The sequence below is a fragment of the Methylobacterium brachythecii genome, from assembly GCF_014196345.1.
Classification (GTDB): domain Bacteria; phylum Pseudomonadota; class Alphaproteobacteria; order Rhizobiales; family Beijerinckiaceae; genus Methylobacterium; species Methylobacterium brachythecii.
Genome location: NZ_JACIDN010000002.1, coordinates 271,233 through 284,073, shown reverse-complemented (window position 1 = coordinate 284,073; position 12,841 = coordinate 271,233). Strand labels below are relative to the sequence as shown.

The window sequence follows — 12,841 nt, the reverse complement described above, 5'->3', positions numbered from 1 at the left end:
CTCAGCCGTCGGGCTTGCCGTTCGCGTCGGTGGGCTCGTCCGGCGCGTCGATCGAGCACGACACGGCGTCGACCGCCTCGTTGGCCATGGCGTTCTGGCTCGGCAGGCCGGCGATCACCCGCACCACCGCGAAGCCCTCCCGCTCGGGCGCGACGATGCGGACGTCGCGGTTGACCTCGTTCTCGTCCGCCGAGGCCAGTGCCTCGTCGAGCTGCGCGCGTGTCATGATCACGAGGTCGAGGGAGCCGCGTACCGCCGCCTGATCGGTCACGGCGTAGAACGCGCCTTTCCGGCCATGTACGGCGATCGACAGGTTCAGCGAGGAGACGCGCGCCGAGACGCGCATCGGGCCGTCGTCGAGATCGTAGGCGCAGACCCCGACCGCCACCGCCGGGTCGGGCACCGGCAGCCAGCCCTGCGCCGGCGCGGGGGTCCCGGCGACGGCCAGCGAGTGGATGCGCAGGGGATGGTCGAGGCTCTCGCTCTTGCGGGCGAGAGAGAAGGCATCCTCTTCCGCGAAATAGGGAATCGCCCGAACCGTGACGATATGAACGATGCCGGCGAGCACCAGCGCGCACAGGGTCGCCAGGATGAAGCGGCTGCGGGTGCTCATCGCTTGCATCCGAGGCGCGTGATGGCCGGCACGGTGTTGCGGTCGAGGCTACCGACGCTCGCGGCGACCGGGGTGTCGTAGAGGCGCAAAGCGAGGCGCACCGGGCCACTCGGGCGCGGCATCGGCAGCCAGTTGCCGCTCTGCACCTCCTGGCCGATGGTGATGACGAAGCGGTCGTCCGCCTCTCGCAGGATCTCGGTCGAGGTGAAGGCCTCTCGCACGGGTTTCGCGGCCGGATCGACCGCGCCGCGACCGCCGATCGTGAGCGTCCAGGCCCGCGCCGGTGGAACCGCGCCGCCGACGCTGTAGGTGCAGGACGCGTCGAGGCGCCGGCCGCTATCGTCCCTGGCGGCGGTCAGCAACAGGCCCTCGCCGAGGGCGAGGGGGATCTCACCGCGCCGGGCATTCACGGCGCGGGAATAGGGATCGGCGTCGACCGCGCCGGTTTTCGCCCAGGCCGTCCAGGCGCCGATCGTGGTGCCGCCGACCGGGTAGCCGCCGCTCGTCGCGAAGTCGGCGCTCGCGAGGCCGAGGGCGGCGCCGAGCGCGAGCGCATAGAGCACGAAGCCGGTCTGCGACGTCCGGCGCAGGATGCCGCCGAGCACGCCGCCGATGCGGGCGCCGCGCTCGCGGAGCCGCGCGTCCGCCGGTGCGCGCCGGGTGCGCGCGATGATCGCGCCGGTCATGATGCGGGTGAGTGCGTTCACGGATCGCCGGCTCACGGCGTCCCGAAGCGGCCGCCTTCGGCCACGTCGACGGGAACGATGCCTTGGCGGCCGGGCGTGATCGCGCCGGATTTGAACGGCTTTCCGGAATCGGGCTTCGCGGCCGCCTGGCCGCCATCGATCGAGCGGAACAGCCCGTTGATCCCCGACATCACCTCGAAGGACCGCCGCGACAGCTTGCCGGCCGCGCTCGCCGCCGCGTTGATCGGCGCCGGACCCTGCGCCGTCTGGGCGGCCTGCGCAGGCTTCGAACGCTCGTCGAGGCCGGGCAACGGCTTGACTTCGATGCCCTGGTGAGCCGGCTCCATGATCTCGTGCCACGCCATCGCGGGCAGCGAGCCGCCGGTCATCTTGTTCGTCGTGCTGTGGTCGTCGTTGCCGAACCAGACGGCGCCGACGAGGGCGCCAGTATAGCCGACGAACCAGGCGTCGCGGTAGTTGTTGGTGGTGCCGGTCTTGCCCGCGACCTTCCAGCCCTCGATCTGGGCCTTCCGGGCGGTGCCCTCCTCGACGACCTTGTTCAGCATGTAGTTCATGTCGGCGGTGACCTTGCTCGACAGCACCTGGGGAGCCGGGTCGTCTGTGCGCCGGTAGATCACGTCTCCGCTCGAATTCCTGATCTCGGTCGCGGCGAAGGCGCGGGCGTAGCGTCCGCCATTGGCGAAGACGGCGAAGCCCGAGGCCTGATCCAGCACCGTGATGTCGTCGGCACCGATGGGCAGTGAGACCGTGTCGGGCAACGGCGACGTCACACCCATCGCATGCGCCATCTCGATGATCTTCTCGCGGCCGGCCTTCGCGGCCTTCCACTCGTTGGTGATGCCCATGCCCTTGCCGAGGGCGATCGAGATCTTGATCGGGATCGTGTTGATCGATTTCGCGACGGCGAGCCACATCGGCTGGCGTCCGGAATAGGAGCGCCCGTAATTCTGCGGGCACCAGTTGCCGACGCAGACCGGCGAATCGACCACCGCTGTCTCCGGCTTGAACAGCCCGGACGCCAAGGCGGCGGAGTAGACGTAGGGTTTGAACGAGGAGCCGGGCTGGCGCATCGCGTCGACCGCCCGGTTGAACTGGCTCTCGCCGTAATCGGCGCCGCCGACCATGGCGCGCACGCCGCCATCGGGATCGGCGATCACCACGCCGGCCTCATCGACGTCGTAGCTGTCGCCGTAGCGGCGCAGCATGTTCTCGATCGCCTGGTCGGCGCTCTTCTGGATGCGGATGTCGAGCGCCGTCTTCACGGTGAGGACGCGGTCGTTCTTCAGCTTGCCGGCATCGGCGAGGCGCTTCACCTCGGTGAAGGCCCAGTCGAGATAGTAGTCGGCGGTGACGTCCTTGGCGCGCACCACCGGCGTCGCCGGGTTGCGGAGCGCCGTCTGGATCTGACCCTCGGTGACGAAGCCGGCCTCGACCATGTTGTGCAGCACATCGACGGCGCGGCCGCGGGCGGCGGGCAGGTTGACGTTGGGCGAATACTTGGTCGGCGCCTTGAACAAGCCGGCGAGCATCGCGGCCTCGGCCAATGTCACGTCCTGCAGGCGCTTGCCGAAATAATAGTCGGCCGCCGCCACCGCGCCGAAAGTGCCGCCGCCCATATAGGCGCGGTCGAGATAGAGCTTCAGGATCTGGTTCTTGGTGAGGTGGTTCTCGAGCCAGAAGGCCAGGAACGCCTCGTTGATCTTGCGCTCCAGCGAGCGCTCGTTGGACAGGAACAGGTTCTTGGCGAGCTGCTGGGTCAGGGTCGAGCCGCCCTGGACGTTGCCCTTGCCGCTCGAATTCGAGACGAGCGCACGGGCCGTACCGATCGGGTCGATGCCGTAATGCTCGTAGAAGCGCCGGTCCTCGGTGGAGAGCAGCGCCTTGATCATCAGGTCCGGGAAGTCGTTGAGCTTGAGCGAGTCGTCGTGCTTGATGCCGCGCCGCCCGACCTCGTTGCCGTAACGGTCGAGGAAGGTGACCGCGAGGTCCTGCTCCTTCAGCCAACCCTGCTCGCTCGTGAGGTTGAAGGCTGATTGCGCCAGGAAGAGAACGAACATCGCGCCGGCCGCACCGACGGTGGCCGCCTCGCTCGTCAGATCCAGCACGAAGCGCTTCCAGCCGGTAAAGGCGAACACCGCCATGCGCTCGCGGAAACGCTCGTAGGACTCGCCCGACGAACGCCCACCCTCGTAGAGGCTGGCATTGACCCAGGCGTCGAAGGCGAGGGCCGCGCGGCTGATCCGGGTCTTGATCGCGGTGAGGCTGGGCAGGCGCACGGCTTTGTCCGGTTCCTCGGATGACCCGGTCATGAGCCAGCTTGGCACGCAACGAGCGCCGAGCCGATCCGACCGATCCTCTTGTATCAAGGCTCGCAACCGCGCGCGAGGTTCGCGATCGCGTCACGAACGCTCGGACGCGCGTTCCTGCGGTTCCGAGCGGCCGAAAGCTTTCGTTAACCTTGATGCGACAATGGGGCGGCCGGGTGGCGGCGCACGGCGTGGCATCGGCTGCCCTTGCCTGATGGTCCCGCCTGCGGCACGAGCACGCGATGACGGAGACAGGTCACCCTCCCTTCTGGCGCACGAAGTCCCTCGACGAGATGAACTCGACCGAGTGGGAGAGCCTGTGCGACGGCTGTGGGCGCTGCTGCCTGCTCAAGCTCGAAGACGACGATACCGGCGAGATCCACCACACCGATATTGGCTGCACCCTGCTCGACGCCCATGCCTGCCGCTGCCGCGACTATCGGAACCGCGCCAAGAGGGTGCCGGATTGCGTGCGGCTGACGCCCGAGGCGGTGCGCGAAATCCCCTGGCTGCCGCCGACCTGCGCTTACCGGCTCGTGCGCGAGGGCCGCGACCTGCTGCCCTGGCATCCGCTGGTGTCGGGGCGCAGGGCGAGCGTTCACGAGGCCGGGATCTCGGTGCGCGGACGGGTCGCTGGCAACGAGGAGGAGTTCACCGAGGACGAGCTCGTCGACCGCATCGTGGGCTGGCCGGGCGAAACCGACTGAGCGCCAGCGCGCGTGACCACCTGCCGCCGCCGAGACCGCGTCCGGTGCCTGGCCGTCCACGGGCTTGATCCGGCCGCGCGCGCGCGGCACAGGTTCATCCAGCCCGCCCGCTCGGGCGCAGGGTTGCGGAGCGCAGGATTGTGTCGTCGTGAGTGATGCCGCAAGGCCGTCCCCCTCGGAGCAAGCGCGGGCCGGCGCCGTCTCTCCTGGGCCGGTCTTCGAGCGCTACGACGCCCTGGTGCGCGCCGGCGCCATCGAGCGCGACCCGGCGCAGCTCGTTCTGCTGAAGGCCCTCGACCGGCTGGTGTTCGATCTCGGTCGCCGCAAGCGCGCCAGCAAGGGGAGCGCACTCGGCTGGCTGTTTGGCCGCAAGGACGACGATGCGGGGCCGGTGAAGGGCCTCTACGTCTGGGGTTCGGTCGGCCGCGGCAAGACCATGCTGATGGACCTGTTCTACGAGGCCGCTCCGGCGCCCAAGCGGCGCATCCACTTTCACGGCTTCATGGCCGATGCGCATGAGCGCATCCATGCCCACCGTCAGGCGGTGAAGGCCGGCACGGCCAAGGGCGACGACCCGATCCCGCCGGTGGCCGATGCGCTCGCGGCGGAGGCGACGTTGCTCTGCTTCGACGAATTCACCGTCACCGACATCGCCGATGCGATGTTGCTCGGCCGCCTGTTCGGAGCCTTGTTCAAGCGCGGCGTGACGGTGGTGGCGACCTCGAACGTCGAGCCGGACCGGCTCTACGAGGGAGGGCTGAACCGCGCTCTGTTCCTGCCCTTCATCGCCGAGTTGCAGGAGCGGGTGAGCGTGATGCGGCTCGATTCCCGCACCGATTTCCGGCTCGAAAAGCTCGGCGGCAGCTCGGTCTATCATCTGATCGGGGAGGGCGGCGCGAGCGAGGCCTTGGACCAGGCCTTCAAGGCGCTCACCGGCAAGGCGAAGGGACAGCCGGGCTCGATCCGGGTGAAGGGCCGCGAGGTCGTGGTGCCGGAGGAGGCGGGCGGCGTGGCGCGCTTCACCTTCGCCGATCTCTGCGCACGGCCGCTCGGCGCGTCCGACTACATGGCCATCGCCAGTCACTTCCACACGGTGATCGTGTCCGACATCCCGGTGATGAGCCAGGAGACCCGAAACGAAGCCAAGCGCTTCATCACGCTGATCGACACGCTCTACGATGCGCATGTGAAGCTGATCGCCTCGGCCACTGCCGACGCGACCGGGCTCTACACCGGCACGGAGGGCCGCGAGGCCTTCGAATTCGAGCGCACGGCCTCGCGGCTCATCGAGATGCGGTCGAGCGAATATCTCGGATTGCCGCATGGCGGCGGCCATTCCGAAGGCTCGGGGTCGAGCAGCGGGTTGGTGGAGACGTAGCCCCGATCGTCATTGCGAGCGTAGCGAAGCAATCCAGCGCCAACGCGGTAACGTTTGCGCGCGTGGCCCTGGATTGCTTCGGCTTTGCCTCGCAATGACGGAGGTTGCCGTCCTCAGATGTGAATCGCCCGCTTGGCCACGGCCAGCGCGGCTTCCTTCACTGCCTCGGTCAGGGTCGGGTGGGCGTGGCAGGTGCGGGCGATGTCCTCGGCCGAGGCCGAGAATTCCATGGCCACCGCAACCTCGGCGATGAGGTTGCCTGCATCCGCACCGACGATGTGGACGCCGAGCACCTTGTCCGTCGTCGCATCGGCCAGGATCTTCACGAAGCCGTCCGTGGTGCCGTTGGCCTTGGCGCGGCCATTGGCCGTGAAGGGGAACTTGCCGACGTTGTAGGCGACCTCGTCCTTCTTCAGCTCTTCCTCGGTGCGGCCGACAGAGGCGACCTCGGGGAAGGTGTAGACCACGTTTGGGATCACGCCGTAATTCACGTGGCCCGATTGCCCGGCCAGGATCTCGGCAAGGGCGACGCCCTCATCCTCGGCTTTGTGGGCGAGCATCGGGCCGGCGATCACGTCGCCGATGGCGTAGATGCCGGTGACGTTCGTGGCGTAGTGGCTGTCGGTCTGGACGCGCCCGCGGTTGTCGAGCTGCACGCCGACGCCCTCCAGGCCGAGACCCTGCGTATAGGGAGTCCGGCCGATCGCTACGAGCACGACGTCGGCCTTGATCGTCTCGGCCTCGCCGCCGGCGGCGGGTTCGACGGTGACGGTCGCGCCGGACTTGCCGACCTCGACGCCGGTCACCTTCGAGGACAGCTTGAAGGCGATGCCCTGCTTGCCGAGGATCTTCTGGAACTGCTTGCCGACCTCGCCGTCCATGCCGGGCAGCACGCGGTCGAGATACTCGACCACCGTGACCTCGGCGCCGAGGCGGCGCCAGACCGAGCCGAGTTCGAGACCGATCACGCCCGCGCCGATCACCAGCAGCTTCTTCGGCACCTTGGCGAGTTCGAGGGCGCCGGTGGAGGAGACCACGGTCTTCTCGTCGATCTCGACACCGGGCAGGCGCGCGACGTCGGAGCCCGTGGCGATGACGATGTTCTTCGTCTCCAGCATGTGGTTGCCGCCATCGTCGGAGACCACCTCGACGCGGCCGGCTCCGGCGATGCGGCCGGTGCCGTGATAGGTGTCGACCTTGTTCTTCTTCAGCAGGAACTCGACGCCCTTGGTGTTGCCGTCGACGCCGCTCTGCTTGAACGATTGCATCTTGGCGAGATCTAGCTTCGGTGTCCCGACCTGGATGCCGAGATCCGCGAAATGGTGGTTGGCCTCCTCGAAGGCCTCGGAGGCATGGAGCAGCGCCTTCGACGGGATGCAGCCGACGTTGAGGCAGGTGCCGCCATGAGTGGCCCGCTTCTCGACGACGGCGGTCTTCAGGCCGAGCTGCGCTGCACGGATCGCACAGACATAGCCTCCGGGGCCGGTGCCGATGACGACGAGATCGTAGCTGCTGCTCATGAAGGTGTTCCTGGCTGGAGCGATGCGGTCGAAGGAGGCCGCGTTACCGTTTGCTCGGGTCGAGCGCGCTCCGAGCGCTTTCCCAGTCGGCGATGATTTTCGAAAGTTCTGCCGAGCGCGGCTTGTTTAGCGCGCGGGCGTAGTCCGAATAGGTCGCAATCTTGGATGTGCGCAGATACTCGGGCATCGTGATCGGAGCGTCATGAGCCACGAGGAGCGCGAGGGCTTCGGGCTTGTCGAGGCGGATCGCCTCGAACGTGAAGGTATCCCCGGTCTCTTCGATGTGAGTCTCGGGTGCGATGCGCCCCTGTCGGAGAAGTGCCGACACGGCACCGAAGTCGTCGGCTTTGAGCGCCGCGTAGCCATCCTTGCTGTCACGTTGCTGCTCGGACGTCATCGCGGCGGTGATGGCAGCCTGTGCGATTTCGTGCGCCGGGCGCCCGTCGCCCTTATCGATCACTCCGAAATCGGTCACCAGCAGCAGGGGCGTGCCGGCATCGTCGAGACCCCAATAGGAGGCGTAGAACCCATCGCCCCAGCCGCTCTGGAAGATGGCGACGTTGGCGGGTTCGTCGGGCAGCGGCTGCAGCATCACTTCGTTGCCGCCGTTCGCGTCCAGCGGCCCCGCGATGATGTCGTCGTAGCTCGACACGTATTTCGAACCGAGACGCGCCTGCTCCCGTGCATCGCGTTTGAGGAAGGCGTCCCGGCCCTTCACGTCCATGAAGCAGCCGAGGCCCGCATCCACCGGATAGCCGAAAATCTCGTCGTCCTTGAGCGTGCCGGCATCTTGGCCGGCCACCACCGCCAGCTGCCAGCGGGTCGGCGTGCCGTCCGCGAAGCGCAGCTCTGCCATCGCGACCCGCGATTGGGCCTTGTAAAGGGTCAGCGCGTATCGGCCTGGTGTGACGGTGCGGGCGAAGGCCGGCCGCTCCGGCTGCACCGCCGGATCGGCCGCGACGATGGCGCCGGTTGGGACGTCGAGATACCCGAGCTTGTGCCGGGTCACCCCGCGCGCGCCCAACTCGGTTTCGGACGAGGCCGTCAGCCCGAGATTCTCGTTCGCCGTCGTGAGGTCGACATGCCGCGTCGGCTTGTCGGCGGGGGGATCGAAGGCGGTCAACGGTCGGCCCTCCTGTCGACTTGCCCGCGCCACCAGCACCGCCGTAGCGCCGCTGATCACGATCGCGGCGACGAGGGCGATGCCGACGAGGCGACCGAACTCTGGCATGGCACGGACGGGTTCAGCCGGACCTCAAAGGTCCAGCACGAGACGGGCCGGATCCTCCAGGGCTTCCTTCACGCGCACGAGGAAGGTCACGGCCTCCTTCCCGTCCACGATCCTGTGATCGTAGGACAGCGCGAGATACATCATCGGTCGCGCCTCGATCTTGCCGGCGCGCACGACCGGGCGTTCTTCGATCCGGTGCATGCCCAGGATGCCCGATTGCGGCGCGTTGAGGATCGGCGTTGACATCAGCGAGCCGTAGATGCCGCCATTGGTGATGGTGAAGGTACCGCCCTGCATCTCCTCGATGGAAAGCTTGCCGTCGCGGGCCTTCTTGCCGAACCCGGCGATCTTCTTCTCGATCCCGGCGATCGAGAGGTCGTCGGCATCGCGCACCACCGGCACGACGAGGCCCTTATCGGTCCCGACGGCGATGCCGATGTGGTAGTAGTTCTTGTAGACGAGGTCGGTGCCGTCGATCTCGGCATTGACCGCCGGCACGTCCTTGAGGGCGCCGATCACCGCCTTGGTGAAGAAGCCCATGAAGCCGAGCTTCGTGCCGTGCTTCTTCTCGAAGATGTCCTTGTACTGGCTGCGCATCGCCATCACGGCGCTCATGTCCACGTCGTTGAACGTGGTGAGCATCGCGGCCGTGTCTTGAGCGGACTTGAGACGCCGCGCGATGGTCTGGCGCAGCTTCGTCATCTTCACGCGCTCTTCGCGCGCGGCATCGTCCGGAGCCGAGGGGGCGCGCGGCGGAGCCGGCGGGCGAGCTTCCTGAGCCGGAGCGGAGGAAGCGGACCGGCCGTCCTTGGCGGCGAGCATGTCGCCCTTCGTGGCGCGGCCATCCTTGCCACTGCCATTCAGCGTCGAGGGATCGATGCCGGTCTCGCGAGCGAGCTTGGCCACCGCCGGACCGCTATCCTCGGCGGAGCGAGCGCTGCTGCCCGACTTGGCGGGCTCCTTGGCCGGTTCTTCCTTGCGGCTCTCGGCCTTCTGCTCGGACTTCTCGGCGGTCTTGGCGGCGGCCGGCTTCTTGGCACCGCCGCTGGACTCGACGATCGAGCCTAGCAGGGCGCCGGGCTCCACCGTCTCGCCGTCCTTGACCAGGATCTCGCCGAGCTCGCCGGCCGCCGGGGCGTTGACCTCGAGGGTGACCTTGTCGGTCTCGAGTTCCACCAGGGGCTCGTCGGCGGCGACGGTGTCGCCGGGCTTCTTGAACCAGCGGCCGATCGTGGCCTCGGTCACGGATTCGCCGAGCGTCGGGACGAGGATGTCGGTGGCCATGTCGTTCGTCTTCCAGCGTTTCGTGTCGAAGGGGCCGCGGGCGGTCGGCCCCTGAAGGATGGTCAGACCGTGAGGGCTTCGTTGAGGAAGGCCTGAAGCTGCGCGACGTGCTTCGACATCAGGCCGACGGCGGTCGAGGCCGAGGCCGGACGGCCGACGTAGCGGGCGCGCTTCACCGAGGACCCGGCCTGGCCGAGCACCCATTCGAGATAGTCGTCGACGAAGGCCCAGGCGCCCATGTTCTTGGGCTCCTCCTGACACCACACCACTTCGGCATTGCGGAAGCGGCTCATCTCGTTGGCCAGCGCCTTGAGCGGGAACGGATAGAGCTGTTCGACGCGCATGATGTAGACGTCGTTGATGCCGCGCTTCTCGCGCTCCTCGTAGAGGTCGTAATAGACCTTGCCCGAGCAGAGCACGACGCGCCGGATCTTGTCATCCTTCACCAGCTTGATGCCGTCATCCTCGTGCTCGGCATCGTCCCAGAGCACGCGGTGGAAGGTCGAATCCTCGGAGATCTCCGAGAGACGCGAGACGGCGCGCTTGTGGCGCAGCAGTGATTTCGGGGTCATCAGGACGAGCGGCTTGCGGAAGTCGCGCTTCAGCTGACGACGCAGGATATGGAAGTAGTTCGAGGGCGTCGTGCAGTTGGCGACCTGCATGTTGTCCTCGGCGCACATCTGAAGATAGCGCTCCAGGCGGGCCGAGGAGTGCTCCGGTCCCTGGCCCTCGTAGCCGTGCGGCAGCAGCATCACGAGGCCGGACATGCGCAGCCACTTGCGCTCGCCGGACGAGATGAACTGATCGATGACGACCTGTGCGCCGTTGGCGAAGTCGCCGAACTGCGCCTCCCAGAGCACCAGGGCATTCGGCTCGGCGGCCGAGTAGCCGTATTCGAAGCCGAGCACGGCCTCCTCGGACAGCATCGAGTTGATCACCTCGATGCGGGCCTGACCCTCCTTCACGGAGTTCAGCGGCGTGTAGCGCTGCTCGTTCTCCTGATCGATCACGACGGCGTGGCGCTGCGAGAAGGTGCCGCGCTCGACATCCTGGCCCGAGAACCGGATGCGGTTGCCCTCGATTAGGATCGAGCCGAAGGCCAGCGCCTCGGCGGTCGCCCAATCGATGCCGGCGCCGGTCTCGACCGCTTTGGCCCGGTTGTCGAAGAAGCGCTGGATCGTGCGGTGCAGGTGGAAGCCGGGCGGCGGCGTGGTAATCTTCTGCGCGATCTCGCGGAGCGTCGATTCCGACACGCCGGTCTGGCCGCGACGGGGGTCGTCCATCTCCTCGCGCACCGCCTTGAAGCCGGACCAGCGCCCATCGAGCCAATCGGCCTTGTTGGCCTTGTAGCTGCCGGCGGAATCGAGCTCGTCGTCGAGCATCGCGCGGAACTCGCCCTTGCGGGCGTCGAGCTGCCCCTGGGTCAGGTCGCCCTGCGCGACGAGCTTCTTGCCGTAGGTCTCAAGCGCCGTCGGGTGCTTGCGGATGAGCTGGTACATCTTCGGCTGCGTGAAGGCCGGCTCGTCGCCCTCGTTGTGGCCGAAGCGGCGGTAGCACAGCATGTCGATCACAACCGGCTTGCCGAACTTCTGACGGTACTCGGTCGCGATCTTCGCGGCGAAGGTCACAGCCTCCGGATCGTCGCCGTTGCAATGGAAGATCGGGGCTTCCACCATTTTCGCCACGTCGGACGGGTACGGCGAGGACCGCGAGAAGCGCGGATCGGTGGTGAAGCCGATCTGGTTGTTGATGATGAAGTGGATCGAGCCGCCTGTGCGGTGACCCTTCAGGCCGGACAGGCCGAGGCATTCGGCCACGACGCCCTGGCCGGCGAAGGCGGCATCGCCGTGGATCAGCAGCGGCAGCACCTTGCGGCGCTCGACGTTCGGCTTGGCGAGCTGATCCTGCTTGGCGCGCACCTTACCGAGCACCACCGGATCGACGATCTCGAGGTGGGAGGGATTGGCGGTCAGCGACAGGTGGACGTGGTTGTCGTCGAAGGCGCGATCGGACGAGGCACCGAGATGGTACTTCACGTCGCCCGAGCCCTCGACCTCGGCCGGGTTGGCCGAGCCGCCCTTGAACTCGTTGAACACGGCGCGGAAGGGCTTCGCCATCACGTTGGTGAGCACGTTCAGCCGGCCGCGATGGGCCATGCCCAACACGATCTCCTCGACGCCGAGCGCGCCGCCGCGCTTGATGATCTGCTCCAGCGCGGGGACCATCGACTCGCCACCGTCGAGGCCGAAGCGCTTGGTGCCGGTGTACTTGGTGTCGAGGAACTTCTCGAAGCCTTCGGCCTCGATCAGCTTGTTCAGGATCGCGCGACGTCCCTCGGGGGTGAAGGAGATCTCCTTGTCCTTGCCCTCGATGCGCTCCTGGAGCCAAGCCTTCTCCTCGGGATCGGAGATGTGCATGAACTCGACGCCGAGCGTCTGGCAGTAGGTGCGCTCCAGGATCGCCACGATCTCGCGGATCGTCGAGAATTCCATCCCGAGCACGTTGTCGAGGAAGATCGGGCGATCCCAGTCGGCCTCTTCCTTGAAACCGTAATGCTGCGGATGCAGCTCTTCGTGATCGCCGCGCTTGGTCAGGCCGAGCGGGTCGAGCTTGGCGTGGAGATGGCCGCGCATGCGGTAGGCGCGGATCAGCATGATCGCGCGCACGGAATCCTTGGTGGCCTGCTCTACCGAAACGCCGGTCTTGGCGACGATGTCGGCGCCCTTGCCGGTTCCGTCGACGGGCTTGCCGGCCTTGGCCTGGATCTTCTCGCCGACGGCCTTTTCGAGGCTGCTCCAATCACCGTCCAGCGCCGAGACGAGCTCGCCATTGGCTGGGACCGGCCAATTCGGCTTCTCCCAGGAAGCGCCGGCCGCGCTCTTCTCGACGAGGGCGTTCTCCTCGCCGAGCTCCTTGAAGAAGCGCTGCCACTCGGGATCGACCGAGTTGGGATCGCGGGCATAGGCCGCCTGGAGTTCCTCGATGTAGGCGGCGTTTCCACCGTAGAGGAAAGAGGTTTCGAGGAAGGCGTCGTTCGCGTCCTGGCGTGCCATCGCTTGGTGTCCTCAAACTCGGTCGCCGGTGCGACCGCCTCT

9 protein-coding genes are annotated in these 12,841 nt (G+C 67.3%); 2 read left to right on the top strand and 7 right to left on the bottom strand.

Features of this window, described 5'->3' with window-relative positions:
- Position 1 precedes the first annotated feature (1 nt).
- The 3 genes from GGR33_RS05355 to GGR33_RS05345 are packed head-to-tail and all read right to left on the bottom strand — an operon-like array spanning position 2 to position 3,596.
- Positions 2 to 613, bottom strand: a complete 612-nt coding sequence (locus tag GGR33_RS05355) for a DUF1254 domain-containing protein (RefSeq protein ID WP_425488744.1) — start codon at positions 611 to 613, stop codon at positions 2 to 4.
- Positions 610 to 1,299: a DUF1214 domain-containing protein gene (locus GGR33_RS05350; RefSeq protein WP_183503535.1), complete on the bottom strand. Its 690-nt coding sequence runs from the start codon at positions 1,297 to 1,299 to the stop codon at positions 610 to 612. The genes GGR33_RS05355 and GGR33_RS05350 overlap by 4 nt, the downstream gene beginning before the upstream one ends.
- A gap of 32 nt (positions 1,300 to 1,331) precedes the next feature.
- The gene (locus GGR33_RS05345) at positions 1,332 to 3,596 is read right to left on the bottom strand and encodes a transglycosylase domain-containing protein (protein ID WP_183502667.1); all 2,265 of its coding nucleotides are present in this window, start codon (positions 3,594 to 3,596) and stop codon (positions 1,332 to 1,334) included.
- 272 nt (positions 3,597 to 3,868) lie between these two features.
- On the opposite strand from GGR33_RS05345, the gene GGR33_RS05340 reads away from it, so the two are divergent.
- Positions 3,869 to 4,333, top strand: coding sequence for a YcgN family cysteine cluster protein (locus GGR33_RS05340; protein WP_183502665.1), 465 nt, complete (start codon positions 3,869 to 3,871; stop codon positions 4,331 to 4,333).
- A 148-nt stretch (positions 4,334 to 4,481) separates the two neighbouring features.
- Positions 4,482 to 5,711 carry a cell division protein ZapE gene (gene zapE, locus GGR33_RS05335; protein WP_183502664.1) on the top strand — a complete coding sequence of 410 codons (1,230 nt, stop codon included), beginning with the start codon at positions 4,482 to 4,484 and terminating at the stop codon, positions 5,709 to 5,711.
- Between the two features lie 113 nt (positions 5,712 to 5,824).
- On the opposite strand, the gene lpdA is transcribed toward zapE, so the two are convergent.
- The 4 genes from lpdA to GGR33_RS05315 form a co-directional block, all read right to left on the bottom strand.
- Positions 5,825 to 7,231: a dihydrolipoyl dehydrogenase gene (lpdA, locus tag GGR33_RS05330; protein WP_183502662.1), complete on the bottom strand. Its 1,407-nt coding sequence runs from the start codon at positions 7,229 to 7,231 to the stop codon at positions 5,825 to 5,827.
- A 43-nt stretch (positions 7,232 to 7,274) separates the two neighbouring features.
- Positions 7,275 to 8,462 (bottom strand): DUF4241 domain-containing protein, encoded by a 1,188-nt coding sequence (locus GGR33_RS05325; protein ID WP_183502660.1) that lies wholly within the window; start codon positions 8,460 to 8,462, stop codon positions 7,275 to 7,277.
- A gap of 24 nt (positions 8,463 to 8,486) precedes the next feature.
- Positions 8,487 to 9,746, bottom strand: a complete 1,260-nt coding sequence (gene odhB / locus GGR33_RS05320; protein ID WP_183502658.1) for a 2-oxoglutarate dehydrogenase complex dihydrolipoyllysine-residue succinyltransferase — start codon at positions 9,744 to 9,746, stop codon at positions 8,487 to 8,489.
- A gap of 62 nt (positions 9,747 to 9,808) precedes the next feature.
- A complete protein-coding gene (locus GGR33_RS05315) occupies positions 9,809 to 12,799 on the bottom strand; it encodes a 2-oxoglutarate dehydrogenase E1 component (RefSeq protein ID WP_183502656.1) in 2,991 nt (996 codons plus the stop codon).
- Positions 12,800 to 12,841 lie beyond the last annotated feature (42 nt).

What these genes read in the sequence shown, in the direction of transcription:
- GGR33_RS05350 (WP_183503535.1), bottom strand. Translation starts at nt 1,299, where the DNA reads ATGACCGGCGCGATCATCGCGCGCACCCGGCGCGCACCGGCGGACGCG.
- odhB (WP_183502658.1), bottom strand. Translation starts at nt 9,746, where the DNA reads ATGGCCACCGACATCCTCGTCCCGACGCTCGGCGAATCCGTGACCGAG.
- GGR33_RS05355 (WP_425488744.1), bottom strand. Translation starts at nt 613, where the DNA reads ATGAGCACCCGCAGCCGCTTCATCCTGGCGACCCTGTGCGCGCTGGTG.
- GGR33_RS05325 (WP_183502660.1), bottom strand. Translation starts at nt 8,462, where the DNA reads ATGCCAGAGTTCGGTCGCCTCGTCGGCATCGCCCTCGTCGCCGCGATC.
- GGR33_RS05315 (WP_183502656.1), bottom strand. Translation starts at nt 12,799, where the DNA reads ATGGCACGCCAGGACGCGAACGACGCCTTCCTCGAAACCTCTTTCCTC.
- lpdA (WP_183502662.1), bottom strand. Translation starts at nt 7,231, where the DNA reads ATGAGCAGCAGCTACGATCTCGTCGTCATCGGCACCGGCCCCGGAGGC.
- GGR33_RS05340 (WP_183502665.1), top strand. Translation starts at nt 3,869, where the DNA reads ATGACGGAGACAGGTCACCCTCCCTTCTGGCGCACGAAGTCCCTCGAC.